The 19,017-nt window shown below is 40.3% G+C and carries 18 protein-coding genes and 1 pseudogene; 3 read left to right on the top strand and 16 right to left on the bottom strand.

All coding sequences use genetic code 11. The features are described from left to right. Nucleotides 1-383 precede the first annotated feature (383 nt). From ADU24_RS10115 to ADU24_RS23315, 9 genes and pseudogenes are all read right to left on the bottom strand, one after another. Nucleotides 384-1,727 carry an RNA-guided endonuclease TnpB family protein gene (locus ADU24_RS10115; protein ID WP_053366512.1) on the bottom strand — a complete coding sequence of 448 codons (1,344 nt, stop codon included), beginning with the start codon at nucleotides 1,725-1,727 and terminating at the stop codon, nucleotides 384-386. Between the two features lie 92 nt (nucleotides 1,728-1,819). Further along, a complete protein-coding gene (locus ADU24_RS23535; protein ID WP_231689687.1) occupies nucleotides 1,820-2,035 on the bottom strand; it encodes a TRIC cation channel family protein in 216 nt (71 codons plus the stop codon). Further along, on the bottom strand, nucleotides 1,987-2,382 hold the full coding sequence (locus ADU24_RS10110) for a trimeric intracellular cation channel family protein (RefSeq protein WP_053366511.1): 396 nt from the start codon (nucleotides 2,380-2,382) through the stop codon (nucleotides 1,987-1,989). The genes ADU24_RS23535 and ADU24_RS10110 overlap by 49 nt, the downstream gene beginning before the upstream one ends. Before the next feature lie 156 nt (nucleotides 2,383-2,538). Beyond that, nucleotides 2,539-2,796, bottom strand: a pseudogene (locus ADU24_RS10105) (amidohydrolase); the annotation flags it as partial. Between the two features lie 72 nt (nucleotides 2,797-2,868). Next, nucleotides 2,869-4,017: a toxic anion resistance protein gene (locus ADU24_RS10100; RefSeq protein ID WP_053366509.1), complete on the bottom strand. Its 1,149-nt coding sequence runs from the start codon at nucleotides 4,015-4,017 to the stop codon at nucleotides 2,869-2,871. A gap of 57 nt (nucleotides 4,018-4,074) precedes the next feature. Next, complete coding sequence (locus ADU24_RS10095) at nucleotides 4,075-5,763, bottom strand: VWA domain-containing protein (protein ID WP_082306873.1); 1,689 nt, start codon at nucleotides 5,761-5,763, stop codon at nucleotides 4,075-4,077. A gap of 12 nt (nucleotides 5,764-5,775) precedes the next feature. Continuing rightward, complete coding sequence (locus ADU24_RS10090; protein WP_053366507.1) at nucleotides 5,776-6,510, bottom strand: hypothetical protein; 735 nt, start codon at nucleotides 6,508-6,510, stop codon at nucleotides 5,776-5,778. Between the two features lie 451 nt (nucleotides 6,511-6,961). Beyond that, nucleotides 6,962-8,071, bottom strand: a complete 1,110-nt coding sequence (locus tag ADU24_RS10085) for a tubulin-like doman-containing protein (RefSeq protein ID WP_053366506.1) — start codon at nucleotides 8,069-8,071, stop codon at nucleotides 6,962-6,964. Between the two features lie 134 nt (nucleotides 8,072-8,205). Further along, nucleotides 8,206-8,358 carry a hypothetical protein gene (locus tag ADU24_RS23315; protein ID WP_197277496.1) on the bottom strand — a complete coding sequence of 51 codons (153 nt, stop codon included), beginning with the start codon at nucleotides 8,356-8,358 and terminating at the stop codon, nucleotides 8,206-8,208. 198 nt (nucleotides 8,359-8,556) lie between these two features. Between ADU24_RS23315 and ADU24_RS10080 the strand changes: the two genes are divergently transcribed. Together ADU24_RS10080 and ADU24_RS10075 are read left to right on the top strand one after the other, a co-directional pair. Beyond that, a complete protein-coding gene (locus tag ADU24_RS10080; RefSeq protein WP_053366505.1) occupies nucleotides 8,557-9,630 on the top strand; it encodes a hypothetical protein in 1,074 nt (357 codons plus the stop codon). 21 nt (nucleotides 9,631-9,651) lie between these two features. Further along, a complete protein-coding gene (locus ADU24_RS10075) occupies nucleotides 9,652-10,269 on the top strand; it encodes a hypothetical protein (RefSeq protein ID WP_053366504.1) in 618 nt (205 codons plus the stop codon). Between the two features lie 196 nt (nucleotides 10,270-10,465). On the opposite strand, the gene ADU24_RS10070 is transcribed toward ADU24_RS10075, so the two are convergent. The 6 genes from ADU24_RS10070 to ADU24_RS10040 all read right to left on the bottom strand — a co-directional run bounded on the left by ADU24_RS10070 (nucleotide 10,466) and on the right by ADU24_RS10040 (nucleotide 16,975). Next, nucleotides 10,466-10,918 (bottom strand): hypothetical protein, encoded by a 453-nt coding sequence (locus ADU24_RS10070; protein ID WP_053366503.1) that lies wholly within the window; start codon nucleotides 10,916-10,918, stop codon nucleotides 10,466-10,468. A 168-nt stretch (nucleotides 10,919-11,086) separates the two neighbouring features. Further along, nucleotides 11,087-11,848, bottom strand: a complete 762-nt coding sequence (locus ADU24_RS10065) for a TraX family protein (protein ID WP_053366502.1) — start codon at nucleotides 11,846-11,848, stop codon at nucleotides 11,087-11,089. A 192-nt stretch (nucleotides 11,849-12,040) separates the two neighbouring features. Further along, nucleotides 12,041-13,360 (bottom strand): FtsW/RodA/SpoVE family cell cycle protein, encoded by a 1,320-nt coding sequence (locus ADU24_RS10060; protein ID WP_053366501.1) that lies wholly within the window; start codon nucleotides 13,358-13,360, stop codon nucleotides 12,041-12,043. After that, a complete protein-coding gene (locus ADU24_RS10055) occupies nucleotides 13,357-13,791 on the bottom strand; it encodes a PadR family transcriptional regulator (protein WP_053366500.1) in 435 nt (144 codons plus the stop codon). Before ADU24_RS10055 ends, ADU24_RS10060 begins: the two co-directional genes overlap by 4 nt. A 3-nt stretch (nucleotides 13,792-13,794) precedes the next feature. Continuing rightward, entirely contained in the window at nucleotides 13,795-14,307 is a 513-nt protein-coding gene (locus ADU24_RS10050) for a sigma-70 family RNA polymerase sigma factor (RefSeq protein ID WP_442853758.1), read from the bottom strand. Nucleotides 14,308-15,322: 1,015 nt separating this feature from the next. Further along, nucleotides 15,323-16,975, bottom strand: coding sequence for an AMP-binding protein (locus ADU24_RS10040; RefSeq protein WP_053366497.1), 1,653 nt, complete (start codon nucleotides 16,973-16,975; stop codon nucleotides 15,323-15,325). A 375-nt stretch (nucleotides 16,976-17,350) separates the two neighbouring features. Here ADU24_RS10040 and ADU24_RS10035 point away from each other — a divergent pair, with 375 nt between their 5' ends. Next, nucleotides 17,351-17,836: a pyridoxamine 5'-phosphate oxidase family protein gene (locus ADU24_RS10035; protein WP_053366496.1), complete on the top strand. Its 486-nt coding sequence runs from the start codon at nucleotides 17,351-17,353 to the stop codon at nucleotides 17,834-17,836. A 435-nt stretch (nucleotides 17,837-18,271) separates the two neighbouring features. On the opposite strand, the gene ADU24_RS10030 is transcribed toward ADU24_RS10035, so the two are convergent. Continuing rightward, a complete protein-coding gene (locus tag ADU24_RS10030) occupies nucleotides 18,272-19,009 on the bottom strand; it encodes a hypothetical protein (RefSeq protein ID WP_053366495.1) in 738 nt (245 codons plus the stop codon). Between the last annotated feature and the right edge of the window lie 8 nt (nucleotides 19,010-19,017).

Raw genomic sequence — 19,017 nt, 5'->3', positions numbered from 1 at the left:
TCAACAGGATCGCTGTCATGTAAGGCCCGCGTACCAATCCTAAACCGATTGCGAAACCAGCAAGCGCCGCCCATAAAGCGTCAACCACCCCCACTGAGATAATGCGTTTCAGTGGGGGCTTGAGTTTGAACTCTAGGTCTTTTCGTCTACCACTAGACAGAGTGACGCTCTAGAATTCATGTCACGTTTCGGTGACACCCCAAGTAATTTTTAGGTCGGTACTGGCAATGGACGATTGTTTTCCCACTTGCACCCTCCCTGCTGTGAGTTAAGGTTCTCCGAATGGATACGGAGAAGTCATAGCCTTGCGAACTATGTACTACAAGCCCCGGCACTAATGCGCCCGATACCCTGGATGGCTGACACACCCACTAAGCCATGCACTAAGCAACAGCTTTACGTTTTCGTACGTTTAACACAGTTGGAGTTTTCACTTTGATAGTTTCGTGAAATTCTGCAACTTCCGATTTCCTCAACGTATTCAGCGCACCATTGATGTCTGCATGGATACAGTGGCCAGCTTTGGAACGATACAGTCCACGAGTAAGGCGTCTGCCACTGAATGTGTAGGAGGATTTATCATTTTCCGACCAAACAGGAATCCTATCTTTATCCAAGAAGCTGGCTTTGGACGTATAGCTTTCTTCCTGCTTCTTGAACCGGATGCCCTCTTTCATACATTTGTTTTCGATGGCAGAAATCAACTTTTTGAATGGAATTTGTACAAACGTCTGGTTGTTTCTTTTCCCCATATCACATTCCTGTTTCCAACCGGCATTATACCCGACGACAATCGTATCGATATTCAATTCTTTCACCTTTTTGAATAACAGGCCGACAGTTTGTGAGAAGTATCCGCTGATTTGATGTTCCCGTTTGTTCCAGAGTTCCGCGATTTGGTTCGTCACAACCCGTTTTGAAATCCCGTTTCCGATATTTTTTTGCTGCAGATTGCTTATCTTTTTGTTGAAATATTGGTTGATGGACTTTAGCTCCTTGCCATCTATTAGAAAAGTTTCGCCATGATTTGTTGCACAACTTACCAATCGGTCTACACCTAAATCGCAACTCAAAGCACGTACAGTGGTCGTTGGTTGTCTTTTCATTTGAGCGATTTGCACTTCATACGTGTAATGCACCTCAAAGAACCGACCTTTTTGCTTGGGCACAATTTCAATGTAGGAGATTTTCTTGTGTAACAAGTTTTTTGGCATACGAATCTTGATCGAACCGTAACGTTTTCTGAATTCATTGTTCATCGGAATCACCCAATACCCGTTTTTATCCACCTTAGGGACTTGATAGATTTCGATTACACGCTTTTCTGTGGAACGGGAGTAGTTCGGGAATTTAGGGCGGCCAGTGAATTTCTCAGGGTTTTCCTTCCACTTTTTAAACGCCTCGAAAAAGCTTTTTACTTCCGCATACAAAGTCCTTCGAATAGCCTGAACGGAGTTCGATTGAATACCCCAATAATTCACATCAGCCTGCATGGCAGCGTCTACTTCTTTTACCGTCGCCATCCTGTTTTGGTTTAAGTAACATTGTTTTATTGTATATAATCCAACATTTCGCAATGCTTTTGAACTATGGGTCATGCGTCGAAGGAGACGGAATTCCTTGGCAGTAAGACTGGTTCGTCCGATATTCTGTTTTTGAGTTAACCGTTGAATTGTTTCGGTTTTCTTTCGTTTACGTAATACCTTGACGGGTTTCTTTTTAGCCATTTTATTCACCTCCTTTTCTTCCAAAATAGGAATATTTCCCTATATATAATTATAGCAGTTGGTTGAACGAAAAGCGAATGTTTGTTCCTCTTTTAGCCTAAAATTTTTGGACCAGCTTCAGCCCGCGGCTGACGGCAATTCATCTCCACCTGAATTGTCGGACTGCCCCCGTAACACAAATCAGATGGAGTCTTCTTCCAAATATGATAAATTTCAGAATGAAAAATCATTGGCTTTCGGCCCGCAAAGACTTCACGTATCATCCCTCCGCCAGCACCGGTAATCGTCGAGGCGATAATGACGGCAATGAAAGGCGTGCCAATCGAAACTGCATAATTTGCCCCTGAATAGCAAATGCTGCCAGTCCAATCGCATCAAACAAGACAATCCAATTTTTAATTTGGTCAAGCCATTTATTGGGCAACAGAAAAACAAGCGTAATCGCGAAAAAGGCTATTTGAAATAAGTTCCCTTGCATCCACGTGTTTTCAATCGGAATTCCAATTAATAAGTTTCGGACAAGGCCTCCCCCGAAGGCAGTCGTAAATCCTAGAACGTAAATTCCAAGGATATCATAATCCTCTTCCCTGGCTATAAGGGCACCACTGATTGCGAAAGCAAGGGTACCAATGATATTTAGAATGTCCCATGTCAATGCGTACCCCTCCTTTCATCGATATTATCCGTAATAGATGTAACTAAAAATCAGTGGAGGGAAACAAACCTCCACTGATTGAAATTTCACCTTTTCGTCACAAAACGACAACTCATTATTACCCAAGGAGGAAAAGGTTATCCAGACCTATTTTTCCTAGTCTAACCCATTAAAGCTACATACAACATGTTCAACTGCCTTGGCAGCGACAAGCAGCGATTCTTCATCAATATCAAATTTAGGGTTATGGTTAAAATAAGGCTTCTCCACCCCTTTTGGAGTACAAGCAATGTAAAAGAAGCAGGAAGGGAATTTTTCCGCATAGTACGCAAAATCTTCTGATTGCGGCAAGGCTGGGAATTCCTTTACTTCATTAATATTTTTATCATTCGCATTTTGGAGAATCTCAGCAACGCAGGATCAATGTGTTCCGGATCAGATTGAAACGATTAATTTAGCTGAGGGGAATTATTATTTCTTATAATTTTAATTACTTAGGAGGTTTACTTCATTGCCTTTTTCGAGACGCTGAATCTGTTTTTCGCCTGTTTCAGCCAACTCTTTGAATTGGTTGATGGTTTCACGCATTTTCGGCAATGCTTGCTGTTTGTACGTACTGATTGAGTCCATCGCCTCGATTACATCAGCAAACGCGACTTTCAATGTCTCAACAGAAACGCTTGATTCCATTGCCTGCTTTTGAATTTCCACACCTTGCACTTTCAGCATTTTGCTAGTTCCTGCAATCAAATCGTTCGTTGTTGCGTTAAGGGCTTCGATCTTTTTTAAGACAATCTTCTGATTGTACAAAGCACTTGCTACGGTAACAGCAATTTTCAATGCAGAAATGGTCACGGTTTTTGCACGTTCAACCCCACGGATCAACTCCCTGTTGTTCCGGATGACTACTTCATATGCAATAATGCCTTGCTGGTTAACTGTGAGCATTTGCTGCAAATCCATCACTCGCTGACGAAGCGGAAATAACAATTCTTCGGTGATGAATTGAATTTTATCCGGGTCTTCACCTCTTGTTTTAGCCTGTTCGATTTGAGCTTCGATCGCTTCATCCATCAAAGTTCCCAGTTCAATTTCCTTCCGAAGGATTTTCGTCAAATCCCGAAGTCCCTGCTGTTCGATTTCAAGCGTTGTATTGTCATTTTTCAAGGTCACTTTCCCTTTTTCAAGGCTTGTGACGATATCCGAAATGACGCTGTCCGCTTTTTCGTACTTTTGGAAGTAGGCCCGAAGTGGGTTGAACAGTTTTCCAAGAAAGCCCGTTTTTGCAAAATCGATCACACTTGGATCGAGGTCCTTCAGTTGGGTTTGAAGTTCAGACAGCCCTTTTGCGACCCGGCTGCCTTCATCGCCCTGTTTCGCCAGGTTCCCGACCGACACTTGAAGAAGTGAATTCTTGTTGGACGAAGCCTTCATCGTGTTTAACCCGAAACTTTCAATGCTTTTCAATACTTCATTTCGCTGATCAAGTGATTCGACATCCAATCCCATAATCGTGGAAACATTCTGATTGGCTGCCTTTTGCAGTTCTGAAATTTCCTCTGGAACAGGTTTGACTTGTTCTTCGATAAGGGCCTTTACTTCTTCAGGACTTGCAACAGTCATTGAAAACGACATAGATTATCCCCCGTTTTAGTGTATTTTACAGGCTCATGCTTTTAATTGGCGTGAAAATTACAATTGTACGTTGAACAGGTTTTTAATCTTATAGACGACGTCATCTGAATCAGCATTGATACTCGCTGCTTCATTGATCGATGAAATGGTCTGAAGAGCCTTGAGGTTAGCGTTATATCCGATTGTATAGATTGGAACCTTATAAGCCTGAATTAATCCGCGGATTTCGTCCAATGAGTGTCCCCGATTCGTTTCCCCGTCGCTCAATACGAAAATGAGAGGGGTCACATCAGGGTTCTTCTTCATTTCATCCTTCAGCAATTTCATCGCGACGACAATCCCATCATACGTCGCGGTTCCCCCGTTTGCCTGCAGGCCTTCGACAGCTCCGACAAAGTATGATTGCTGGTTCGTATCGAATGGAGCAATCGGCAAATTGATCGTCACGTCATCAGAGTAAGTAACCAATCCGATACTGTTGTTTTTGCCAAGATATTTCTGGCCTTTAAGCAAGCTTTCTTTCATTCGGTTCATTGGTTCTCCATTCATGCTTCCAGAAACATCTGCAACAAACACTGCTACAATCGGCTTATTGGCGTTTTTCTTTTCTTTCCATAGCTTTTGAGCAGCCGAAAGAGTGGCGCCGTCAACCGTTTGCATTTCCGATGCGTAAGATTCAAGGCCGTTAAATCCATTTTTCTTGCCGAGTTCTTGATACTTTTTCTCCTGGGCGAATTGGGCAAATTGTTGAATGATTTGCTTTTTCTCATCAGAGATATTGCCAATGGCATACAATGGGCTGTCATGGCGGACGCCAAACGGAGTGAATATATATGAATCTTTCAAATCAGGTGAATTAATGAATGTTTGATACTCAAGCACGAATCCATCCAACGCACCCGATTTGGCCGCTTCCCTCATCTGCAATGTCGTAGATGCTGTGAATGGCACATTCGATTGGAATTGCTCAAAGCCCTGTACTGCTTTATCCCCCAGAAGGTTGGATTTGTCAAAGGTGTTTAAAGCGGTCAAAAGAAGGTTAAGGCCTGTCGAACTTGCGAACGGATCGGTATAACCCATGGCAAATTCATTTTTCGCCATCGCATCCGTAACGGTTTTCACATTTACCGAGCCATATTTGTCAACTAACTGATCATGCTTCTTTTTCTTGATGACAAGGCCAGGCACGTTGCCGACCATCCTTTTTGAAATCAGTTCAGCTGTTACCCCGCTATCTTTCACCATCTCTCCCCAAAACTCATTAGAAGGGGTAAAGGCGTCGGGAACATATTTTCCTGATTTGATATAGTCTGTTGCTGTACCAGAGGCAATGCTTCGGATCTTCACACTGACGACCTTTCCATCCACTTGGAACTTTGCGGCGTTGTAGTCTTTTCCTACTTCGTTTAGCCATGAATCATTCCCTTTGCCCGTTTTTTCAGGCGACGAGAAGATTTCAACAAATGATTCGGTTGAATTTTCGACGGTTACAGGAAACTTATTGATATCAGGCAGTTCTTCAGCCAGATCAGCTGGATTTAAGTCAATCTGCCCTTTGGCAGGCTTTCCTTTTGCCACATCGATCTTGGAATACATTTTATCCAGCTGTGCTTCGGCATTTTCAGCCGTAATCTGTTTTTTAGATTTTCCTAGATTCGAAGTAAGCGAGATGCCAGCATAGACAACCCCAAAAAATACAACAACAGCAATTAGTGAGACGATCAGAAATTTACCTTTATTCATCAGCCAGTGCTCCTTCTAGTATTTATAGTGTTTTGTTTGTTTGATCAATGCATCCATTTCCTGCATTGCAGCCATATTGTCAATGTCGTCAATATCAATGGTGTTCAGCTTTGAAATTTCCAAGACGAGTTTATCGATATACAAAAGAATCTCTTCGTTAATATTCACTGCATTTTTGACAAAAGAAAGGTATTCATTATAAAGTTCCCTTTTTTCCTGAAGAATTTCTTTAGAGAAACGGCTCGTATTTTTTCCACTCACGCTTTCGTACTCTGTTTCATCGAACGTACTGACTTTGTTGAGGATGTTGCGGATATTCAAATAAAAGAGCTTTTCTACTTCGGCTACGACATTGGCGAACTTTTGATAACTTAATTCGGTTTTGTCGAATCGTTCATCCAGAAGGGTCAGCAGCCCGCCTTTTTTCTTTTTCAAGCGAAGCTCCTGTCCTAAAGCGAACACAATATCTTCCCTTAATGCTTTAATATTTTGATAAGATTGAAGGGCTCTTACATAATCCTCATTTGTTTTTAGCTCCCTCAAATGTACGGCTGGAATCTTTTTGAACAGGACCCCATAAATACTGAAAAGAATAATAATGAGACTGACAAACAGCACAGTCACCCCAAAGGATGTCTCAAGAGCACTTCCGCCAACAATCCTTACCCCCAGAAAACCAGGGGAAAGAAGAATCACATTAGCAAGGGTTATCCCGAATAGTAGCGTAATCAATTTCCAAATTTTCGACATCCTTCACTCCCCCTAAACTATTTATAATATCAACTTTTCCGCATGTGGAAAAATCCAAAAAACCAACCGGTTGAATATCCAAAATCATTGATGTAAGATTTTGAAATAATATGTATTTTCTTTATACGGATTAGTTATTAATAGGTTTCTACTTTCTTTCAAATATTTCTAAATTTACAAAATATATCGAATTTTGTTTGTTTAAAGGATATTATACTATTTTTTGGTGAGTGAATGATAGGGAAAAATGGATGGAAAGCTTTGAGGAGAGGACATGAAGGATTATATTGGATACTTTTCAATACATACACGATATGCGCCGCAACATTCATTGGTTCATGAGCTTTAGAAACATAAAATAGGATTGCCCCATAAGCTCAGGTTCAATGCATAAACAGTACTTGCGAGAAAGCCCACAAAAAAAAGACATTGGGAAAACCCAGTGTCTAATTTAGCTATTTGGTTTTGTCGGTTTTTGATTGACTGACCGTGTTGGCCTGTAGTTGTTTCTGGCTTTTAAATTGGATGCCCAGCTGATTTTGGACTCATATCTTTGTGTGTATTCCTTTTGGACAAGCTCATGGAGCCGGTCTCTGTTTTTGGTCAACATTTCTTCCATCACTTGAAGCCGGCGCGTTGGGAAACTCAGTCCGGCGAGAATGGTGGTGATGGATGGGTCTGTTTCTGAAATATAGGTTCCTTCGTACAGCTCAAGGGGTTCCCCTACCCTCTCGAAAATCGATGGGATGTTAATCAGCTTTGACACATTCTCAGGTCCTTCATAAATCAATCCGGCACGTATGACGCCAGGCGATTCAACCGGGCAGAAAACCGAATTCGCCCATGATTGCTGGATTTTAAGGGATACTTCCGCAGTCGTTTTGGCATCTGTCACCGTGCTTGTGGAAATGACAGTCACACCTCGTGTGCTAAGGATATTCATCAAGTCAGTCTCATCAAAGTTCCCGTAAAGGGAGCTTTTCAAGGTTATTTGCAGGACATGGTTGATTGCTTCCACAACCTTGTGGTTTGAAGCCCGATAAATTTGTTGCTTGCTGGATTGGGGATTGGTCCGGCGCAACTGGTCATTGTCGACCAGGAAGGTGGACGAAATCCCTTCAATCTTGGACAATTCCTCAAGGCATTCCGCTGCATTGATCCGGTTGCCGGCAAGGACATTCCGTTCAGGCACAACAGCAATCGCTCCTACCTTCAGCTTTGGCAGCTGGTTCAGCAGGATTTCAATCAGGAGCGGGCTCATCCCCGAGCCGGTCCCACCGTCAGTGGAGAATGCCACAAACAGGAACTTTACTTTTTTGAATGACTTTTCAACAAATTCAACGATCTCCCTGTAATGATCGTGTACTGCCCGGGCACCGATCGACCGATCCTGTCCGGCCCCGTTATACCCTGGAACAAAATACTTGTTTTCAACCCTCGTATTGACGAGCCCGTCACGCTGGTTCGTATTGATAAGTGCGGTTGGAAAGCCCATGGCCGATGCCGCCTCAGCAATATTGCCACCTGCCTGGCCAACGCCTAAGAATCCAATTGGTTTCACCAAACCCACCTCCTTATCTCTAATAAAATAATACTCATTTGTTCAGAATTTAGACTAATATTCCGGACTGTCAACACTTCCGGCACTGAAATAATGCGTTTCAGTGGGGCTTGAGTTAGAGCTCTTAATTTTTATCAACTCATTAAGAATAAACGAATGAATTGCCAACCTGAAACAACAAGTGGAATGATGGCCAACAGTTTAATCCATCTCTTTTTAGCAATAAATCCGATTATTAGAATGGCTAACCCCAATATAAACACTCCTAAAATCGTAAAAGCTGTCATTACTTCCCCTCCCCTTCCAACATACTCAACTCCCTTTTTTCTCATTAATGCCGGGAAACGCGTAATTATGTCATTGAGTTTTTGAATGGAAGACGTCTATTGATTTTCCCAACTTTTCCGAAGCATTTATTCCATTAACCGCAATATTCATATGAACATGGGGACAAACCCAAATTTTCCAAAAGGAGTGAGGATAAGATGGATCGGAAAATCAAGATCATTGGATTGCTTTTTGCATCGTTGTCGCTTGTCATATCGTCTGGTGTGGCAGCTGCTAAAAGTGACGCTCTTCAAAAATACTTGGGAAGGAATGAGGAAAGCGTTGAATCTCAGTTACAAACGTTAGAGACAGAACAGCTCATTGAAGAAATTGATGCGATTGCTTCAACAGAAGAAACGGATGATAAATTAATGCCCTTCGTTTCTGCCCTCTTTGAAAAGAAAAATAAAGTCCAGGATTCACAGTTATTAAAAGTCGTTAAAGACAAAACGAAAGCAGATAAAACCCGGCTGGCAATGGTTGACTTATACCTTCACAAACATGAAAAGGAACCAATTACAGAAGAATTGAAAGAGCTTCTGAAAAGTCCTGATATTAACGAAACGGTAAAGACAAAAATCGTGGCTGGGGCGAAATTTTCGGGGAAGGACGTTCCTCTTTTAAAAGAATTAATCGCAAAGGATGATGCTCTTGTCGCTTTCCATAGCTTAAAGCAGCTAACCAATGCGAATGCAAAAGAAGCCTACACCATTGCGAGTGAAATCCTTTCCAACCTTGATGTTGCCCCAAAAGATAAAGTTTCCGCCGCACTAAAATCCACAGCAAAGTATTTGAAAAAGCAAACACCTACCCCGAAAAATGACTTAAAGGCAGAAGAAGAATTCCTGAACTTAAGCTTTAAACTAATTGAAACGAGTGACGATGGCTATCTGAAAGATTCAGCTTTTTTTGCTGTATCTGATTTACAAAGTGAAAAAGCCATGAAAAAAATCATTGAAAGCAACTCGGTTGACCGGGAGCTGAAGGTATTTGCGATTGACCAGAACTTCGCTACATTAAAGAAAATGCTGCAAACAAACCCAACAGAATCGGATATTAAGGTAGTCGTTGAAGCAATGAAGCTGTATCCAATTGTTGATTTGGCAGACGCGCTTGAGAACGCAGTGAAAACAGTAAACAATCCACCATTGAAACAGGAAGCGAAAGACACCATCACTTTAATGAAAGAACAAGGAGTAAAAGGAAATGAGAAATGGCTCGATAAAAACTAAAAAAAATGCGAGGTGAATAAGATGAAGAAACACATTAAGAAAATTGCGGTATTGCTTTTCACATTGGCGCTGTTTGCCCCATTGTTTTCAACTAGTACAGAAGCTGCTACCGGTTACCAAGGGTATGCGATTTACCGGGATGGAGTATTTTATGGTTACGATTGGCATGCTGGTATGATGGATGATCCGTATAGAACCACTACGTCTCTTCCGGTTTTGCACGCACCTGGGTCCGGCAGTGTTGTGAGCTGGGATAGTTGGAGTAATTTCATGAAAGGAAATAATTTCAAAGGGGTTTACAGGCCCAATAGAGCACCCACTTCATCGGAACGTGATTTGTTCGTTTCAATGGGCAGAAATCTAAGAACTGAAAATATAGCCTATAATGTCGCTTACCAAGTGTATTATGACACTGGAAGTTCTGGTACTTGGGTCGATCCTAGCGAAATTTCATCAATGAGATGTGACGGCGTCGTTGAATATATACATGAATGGTATGGATTTAGAATCTATGGTAGTGACACCTATTGGGATGTAACAAGGAACTCATTTTGGGGACGGGACCATCATAGCGGCACAGCCATTACTCCCAAAAAGCAAGTGGGATATATGACGTTGGTAAAAAGCACAGCTCCTTAAAAGGCCTTTCGTTGCACAATAAGGTGATAATTGATTAAAACGTTTCGCTATCAACAAAAAAAGCAGCCGATGCACGTATTAACGGGTTTACTGGTGAGGTGCAAAACGTTAAATCACAGACCTATTCACAAAGCAGATATCATAAATTTCACAATAAAAAGGGCTTATTAACTTTAAGCCTTTTTTATTATCAGTTTTATTTTACTCTCTTTATTTCAGTTTTTTCTATAGAATCACCAGTAATCTCATAGAACACTTCTTTATTATTTTCTAATTCAAATGAAACTTTTTGGGTGATGTCCTTTTTCTCTGTTTTATTCCCTTTGGGTTTACCAACCAGGACCTCGACCTTCATGTCAGCGCTTCCATCTAAGGCAAAGTCATCTTCAAAGAATTCAAACCTAATTGATTCCCCTTTTTTTATTTTGGAACCATTCCCATTCACAGTTGTCTGTGATGCAGCGATAGGTGAATGATTCGACAAAAATACTTCAAGTCCATAAACATCAAAATTAGTGTTATTTTTTATATCGATTACCATACTGTTTTTACTTGGTCCAAGTGGAGTAGGAGAACTAAAAAATTGTGTACAAGCGGACAAAAAAGTAACTAATAAAATTGCGACTCCTGCCTTCAGTGTTTTGACCACATTGCCATCCCCTTATAAAAATCATTATACCTAGATAAATATAATATATAGAAATTCTAGGTATATGAGTATTGTAATTTATTTCTAATTTATTTTCAAATGTTATTAAATAAAACGCCTCGTATGTCCAATAAGAAATTCAACAAAAAGCTAAAACACTTCAGCACATCATTGCATATTCTTTCCAATAAAATAAAGAAGGATGATATGTATTGGATAGAAGAAATAGAAAAAGTATTTTAACCCAAACCCTTTCTTTCCGTTATACAGCAAAAATAAGGGTAGAGCTAATAGCATTAGCCACTGAAAATCTACAAAATTAAAAATAATCCTATTATGAACTGCCATCATGCTGCCACGCTTAACCGCAATGAGGAAGATAAGCCCAGAAAACAATAAATAGTACATTGATAAATGTCTTTTGGTTTGAAAGAAATAAAACCCGAGCCCTAACAAGATAAATAAAATGCCACCTTCAACACATAACGAATTCCCCAATATCGCTCCAAAAAAATACTTATCCCTCAGTCCATAAATAACAACGAATTCAGTAAAGAAGACAATGAGGGCTGTACTAATTAACTGCCAAAGGAGAAAAAATGTAAGCTTCTTTTTTTCAATTGCGTAAAGAAGAATACCTATTATAAATAAAGGTGCAAAGAAATTATAGTTCTCTGTATATTCTGTTCCTGGCACTACTTTTAGGATTAAATTGATTAATGCCATTATCACACTAGCAATATATAAACGTAATAGATACTTCTTTTTATTTGATGTATGCCTATATCCAACGGCAACACAATAAATAAAAATAGGTGCTGCGATGCGTCCTATCCATCTAAAATACTCTGGTGTATTCGGAATAAAGATACCAATGTGGTCAATTAACATTGCAACTAAGGCAATGATTTTAATCGTGGAAGTAGTCATTAAGGAATTCTCCCTTTTTTACCATACTAATGTTATATGCTACTTTAACTAAACTCCCGTTCGTATTATCAGTTAATTCCACAAAAAAAGCGTTAATCCTTCCTGGATCAATGAACCCGTTACTTCAATAAGGGAAGGGCGACAACTTTTATTTAGCTGTCGCCCTTTTTATCAACATTTACATGTTTGACTTTAACTTTTAATTTCATCTTCAATCATAGGTTCTACAAGATCTTTTCTTCGATAAACACTTAGAATGAGTCCTAAAACAGCTCCGTAAAAGACAATCCCACTGCCTCCATAACTAATAAACGGTAGAGAAACTCTCATTATAGGCAAGACTCCAAAGCCCATCAAGATACTCCAAGTAGTAGGAACAGCAAATAATGTAGCACCACCAATTACGATTAATCTCCCATAGAGGTCCTTTGTTTTAAACGCATTTTTTGAAATCCTTGAAATAAATATCAATATGATCAAACATAGAAAGATTCCGAATGCCCAGCCAAGAGAATAGACGAGGAAGGGGAAAGCAAAATCCGTATGTGCTTCTGGTAACAATTGTGAGTTCAAATCGTTGTAAAGGCCGTTACCGAACCATCCCGCTTCTGAAAGGACATTCCTAACCGCTATATACAAATATCCTGCTCCATTTGGATCGGCAGTTGGGTTTATAAAAGCAGATAATCTAGTAAATAAATAACTTTGGCGTGAGGTCATGTAGAACATAATAATGAAAATGATCCCAGCCAATAGATTTGTTAGCGCAAGATTTACAGCTAATTTCTTATGGATTCTAGCGAAAACCAACATCCCAAGAATACAGAAGAAGTAAATAATACTAACCATAAAGTCTGGCACCATCATGTAGAGCAAGGTGGGAGTCCAAAATAAAACAAAAAGTAAACCTTGCTTTTTCCAACTATGAAACTCATTCATTTTGTTAAAAATACCCGCCCAAGCTAGAAAAAAGAAAAATAAGCTCAACATGGTTCCATCCACCGTCAAACCTGGAAGGAGAACCCACTTTTTCATATATCCAAATAGATGGAGGTATAAAAGGATCAATAAGCCAATCGCATAAAAGTACTTCCACCCAATCTTTAATTTCTGGTAATCAAAGAAAAGGAATCCTATGAGTACAAGAACAGTCAGGGAGTACCAAATAACCTGTCTCCCCATAATATATGTGCCTGATATTGAAAGTTGAGGAATCCCCTCAACTAACGGGAGAAAACTAATACCAGCAAAAAGAACAAATAATACAATAAGAACCCAATCCATTTTTGGCTTATGGAGGGGATTTAAATTCTCTCCAATGGTAAATGGATTTCCCATTTCCTGAATGGCCTTTTCATCTGCATCCTCTTGGGAAAATCCTCTCTTTTTGTAAGATTGACTCAACTCTTGCAGATGATTAGCAAGCTCTTTTTTTATCTTATTGTGGGCTTCCTTAGATTTCACTTTGGACATTACCTTACTTAAAAATTCTTCAAATTTGGAAGAACTCATAGTGACGCCTCCTCTAGTATGTGTTTAAGGGAAAACTCCTGTGTTGATTTAGCTTGTTTATAGGAAGCTAAGTATTTTTTCCCTTTGGAATTTATAGAGTAATATTTCTTTTCGTTTATCCATTTTGAAGTAAGAATTTCTTTGTTTTCTAATAGATGTAGAAGTGTATAAAGCTGCCCTTCATTTTTTTGGAAAGTAAGTTCATTTTTTTGAAAAAGTCGGGTGGAAATATTGTAGCCATCCTGTGATTCAAGCTGAACCGATTCTAATATTGCTATGATGGTTTCTATCTTCCAAGAATCAAATTGTGATTGAGATTGTTTCATACGAATGGATTCCTTCACCGAATTTTTTCTTTCATTGGAAAAAGAAAAATCCTTGAAAATTGATTTTTTCATCGAACTCTTCAGGTTAGTTAATGGATCATTCATCTCCTAAACCTCCTCCATCATCTGATCTTTTAATAATTCTTTCGCACGCTTTAATCTCGTTTTTATTGTATTTATATTTACTGTCGTAATCTTGCTTATTTCGGCTAAGGACAGTTCTTCATAATAATGCAGGAAGACGACTTCCCTGTACTTTAGAGGTAAATTCATGACAGCATTTGTTAAGATGTTTTCTTCACTATTCGCGATAATCTCCTCTTCAACCTGTTTTGATTTCGAAGGTATATAATCCAAAATTTTATCGGTAAGCATTATTTTGCGATAATGCCAGCTTCGTAAGTAGTCCTTGCAATGATTACTCGCAATACGATATAGCCACGTTTTTATTGTGGAATGTTGATTAAATTGATTTAACTTTTCATAACACTTTATAAAAATCTCCTGAGTTAAATCTTCCGCTGTCGTTCGATTTTTAACATATGTATATACGAGATGCAGAATATCATCGCTATATTCATGCATTAGTTGATCAATTATCTGCTCTCTCTCATCCAGCATACTTTCATCTGTCACCGCCAGTTGTTTTAGTCCATTCATCTAGTTATCACCCTCTCACATATTATAGACGTAGCTAACCTTCATCTGGTTTGAAAAAATAAAAGATTTTTATTACCATCTATAATCAAAAGTATAAATAGAAAAAGGAACAACCCTCTTTTGGGATTGTTCCAGAATATTGTAGTAGGTTATGATGGCTTATAAGACTACTTATTCGATTAATAATACCTTACTTCTCAGAAGGCCTAAACTCCCATTAGCAGAATAAATAATGCTGCTTAAATAGATGCAACGAATCCTAACCCTTTAGATAGCCCTATCATTTATTCCGTCTATCTAACTTTTTTATTCCTTCCTGATATCTGCCGTCAAAATGCCGCCCCATATATTTAACTGCTTTCTTTTCAAACGAATTTTTTTCTAAAAAAGTGCCACAGTGTTGACACACAATTTGTGAGGCATTAATTTTTTGTGAGCAATTTTTACATACATATTTTTGATTAAACTTAAAATGGTTTGTAAGTCCGATTATGCTAAAAATACAAAAAATAAGAAACGTAAGAACACCTAGTAAATGTCCCATTAACTCACCTCATTTTTCGTTTTATCTACTCTACATACCTTTTCTTCTTTTAAAAGGTAAACTCATCTTTAATTGTGTTCGCTTACGATCTATTTTCAACAAACCTCCAGCGTTCAATAAAGAATTCCACAAAAAGGGGCCTTAACCCTTCTTGGATTAGGCACCTAACTTATTATTTATTCTTAACCTTTTTCATCGTGCTAAAAGGGATCCGAATTTGAGTGCTAAAACCTCCTTTAATACACAGAAAACGCTGTTATATCAACAAAAAGATGCAGTCCAATTCATTTGCGAATTGGACTGCTAATCTTTATGCGATTTATGTTTTTTGTACTCGAAGACCGAACCAGTTATGCGCGTATTTGGTTGCTTTTTGGTGTGCTCAATAAGTTTTCTACTCGAAAATGCTCTCAATCGGTCCTGGCGTTGTTGTCAGGAGAGCGCGCTTTTTGAGGAAACGGCCTCCTCCGCCATCTTCCTCAGTTTGTACTTCTGAATCTTCCCTGATGCCGTTGTCGGGAACGACTCGCAGAATTCAATATATCTCGGCACCTTGTAACGGGCGATTTTTCCGAGGCAGAATTCCCGTATTTCCTCTACTGTTGCGGTATGGCCTTCTTTGAGCTGGATCCAGGCCATGACTTCTTCTCCGAATTTTTCATCCGGGACGCCGACGATTTGGACGTCGAGAATGGCCGGATGCTGGTAGAGGAATTCCTCGATTTCTCGGGGGTAGATATTTTCGCCGCCACGGATAATCATGTCCTTAAGGCGGCCAGTGACCCGGCAGTAGCCGTTTTCATCCATGACAGCGAGGTCGCCTGTATGCAGCCAGCCGTCGTTGTCGATTGCCTCGGCCGTCGCTTCGGGATTTTTATAATAGCCTTTCATGACATGGTAGCCGCGTGTGCACAGCTCGCCCTGCTCACCGTACGGGACTTCTTCGTTCGTTACCGGGTCGACGATTCTCACTTCGACGTTCGGGAGCGCTTTGCCGACCGAAGAGACTCGCAGTTCGATTGGGTCGTCCGTCCGCGTTTGCGTGATGACCGGTGATGCCTCTGTCTGCCCGTAACAGATCGTGATTTCTGATGCACCCATTTTTTCAATGACCGCTTTCATCACTTCGATTGGGCAATTCGATCCAGCCATGACGCCTGTACGGAGGTTTGAAAGGTCGTATTTTTCAAAATCGGGATGGTTCAGCTCGGCGATGAACATCGTCGGGACGCCATGCAGCGCTGTACAGCGTTCCTTTTCAACCGCTTCAAGCACCTTTTTCGCATCGAATTCCTGGACAGGGACCATCGTTGCCCCGACCGAAACACATGCAAGCGTCCCGATAACGCAGCCGAAGCAATGGAAAAAGGGCACAGGGATGCAGAGCCTGTCCTCCGCTGTCAGCTTCATGCACTCGGCGATGTTGATGGCGTTGTTGACAAGGTTGTTGTGCGTGAGCATGACGCCTTTCGGGAATCCGGTCGTCCCGGATGTGTACTGCATATTGATCGGGTCATCCGGGTCGAGTGATGCCAACCGCCTGTCGAGTTCAGCGTCGGACACTTCATCCTTCAGCGCAAGGATATCATCCCAGTGCAGCATTCCCGGATAGCGGTTGTCGCCGAGTACGATGACATTTTTTAAAAAAGGAAGGTTCTTCGACTTCAGCTTTCCTGGCTCCGACGTCTTCAATTCGGGCGCGATTTCATAAATCATATTGATGTAGGAAGCATCCCTGAAATTCTCCATGAGGATTAACGTTGTCGAGTCTGACTGCTTCAGGAGGTATTCGAGTTCCGCGGTCCGGTAGCTTGTGTTGACGGTGACCAGGACGGCCCCCATCTTTCCGGTCGCAAACTGAGCCGTCACCCATTCGGGTCGGTTCGTCGCCCAGATGGCCACATGCTCCCCCGTTTCGATGCCAAGCTTCATCAATCCCTTCGCGACATCCCGGCACAGCTTTTCGAATTCGCCGTATGTATAGCGCAATCCCCTGTCAGGATAAACAACTGCATCATGGTCCGGCTGCCTTGCTGCGGTTTCCTCCAGAAGCCTGCCGACTGAAATGTTCTTGATTTCCGCCATCTCTTCCGCCTCCCAGGTATAATCATTTAATTAGAATTAGTTTCATTATAATCGGAAAATTCGGTTATTTCATCTTTTAAAAGCGGTGGCCTTTTCTCTCCTTGAAACAAAGCTGAAGAAAATTAATCCAATGTACCTGTTCCCTTCTCAGCGTTCCAAATGCGTTTGTGTATACAACATCATAATCATTGGTGCATCGGATCCCGTTCTTTCTTTGGACACGCAACCCTTGGAAATTCACTTTGCTATCCAGACACGGTTTCAAGTAAACATAGAGTGGTATGTGCTTTATGATTCCACTCTCATACCGCCAAACCGGACTAAAAACACGGTTAAAGGGTACTATACCTCTATAATCATAAATGAGGAGTTGGTATCCCTAACATGCTGAAAAAAGAAGAACTTGAAACGTTAAGGGAATTAATCAAAGACATAGACATAGCCATGCTGACTACGGCAACGGATGAAGGGCTTGTTTCACGCCCCATGAAAACTCAGGAAGTTGAGTTTGATGGCGACCTGTGGTTTTTTACGAAAAAAGAGACTGCTAAATATGAAGAAATTTTGAATGATCAAGATGTGAATGTGGCTTACGCGGGTAAATCGTATGTTTCCGTCCGTGGAAAAGCGGAAATCGTTGAGGATTTAAACAAGAAGAAGGAATTGTGGAGCAAAGCATATGAAAAGATTATGCAAACCACTTATGATGATCCTGACGTTGTCTTAATAAAGGTTAAAGCGGAAGCAGCCGAATATTGGGAAACCGGAAATTTGGCGAAAAAAATCGCGTTCATGTACAAGCGAATGACAGGGCAAAGTGCCAAATCGACAGATGTGAATGAAACGCTGGAATTGGAATAGAAGTAAGTGAAACTGGATTGTCTGGTTACAGGGGAACCCCCAGTTTTGCTCGGCTGATGTTGAGAGTGGGCAAAAGCTTTTGAAAGGGTATTTTTTAAGAAGACATTTTAAAAATGTCAGAGTCAAGTGACTAATAAAACAAGAAGAAACACTGTATCTACTCTGGTACAGTGTTTTTTCTTATTAGAAATCTGGCTATGTTCTCAAGACAACTATTAAAAAGTACATCAATATGGCTAGAATTATTGACCCGACTACAATATCATATGTTGTTTCTTTTTTATCTCTAATTCTCTTAGCCATAAATATACAGTTTATATAGAACAATACACTAAAGAAAATAGTCCCTAAAAAGAAGATATACAAATTAGTCACACCTTTTCTATATGATATTACAAAGAAGCTGAACCAATTAATACACCCTCTTTGCCAAATTTAAAAACTAAAAGAAACTCCTGTATCGGTCATTTTGGTTTGTTTTGCTGCCCCGGATACGGAAAGTGAATTTAAACTAATTTTCACCCCGATGCTTCCAACAATGCCCATCTCTGTATGAGTATAATGGCCGTATACTGCTCCCCTTGTATATTGAGAGCTTGCCTTTCTAAAATCGTAATACATTTTACCCCTATGGTTCAAAACAAGATACTTTGTTCCATTAACATATTCACTTTCAATAATGTCATATTTAAACGCCATTCCATTCGAATTCTTATCATCTGCAGTAGATTTAGTTTTGGTACCAGTGCTAACATAAGTCAAATTTGTATTGTTTGTATGGCGGTCATAAGTATAAGTGAAACGTTCACTATTCATATCAGGTGTTTGATACTCTGGATGTGATATCCCTATGGCATCTTCCAGAGTCCATACTGGTTCTGTCCACCAGTTGAAACTATTTTTAACTTGCCATACTCCAGTAGAAACCGTACTAACCGTGGTAAGCAACTGCATCCAGGATGTATTTTCAACATCGGTACCAATTTCAGCTTGAATGGATATATCTCCATTCAGTTTTTTCTTTTCTTTATCTTTTAATTTTTTGTATTCAATTAATGCTTCTTTTTCCGGCACCTCAGTTGTAACACCATCTTCTATTTTTATATACTTAGTATCAACTTCTATCAAAGTCCCCGTTTTATCTTTCAACGAATCGAACTCTTCTTGATCCATATCACTAA

It is taken from the genome of Bacillus sp. FJAT-27245 (genome assembly GCF_001273955.1).
Taxonomy (GTDB): Bacteria; Bacillota; Bacilli; order Bacillales; family Cytobacillaceae; genus Bacillus_D.
This window is presented reverse-complemented; position numbering and strand designations above follow the sequence as displayed.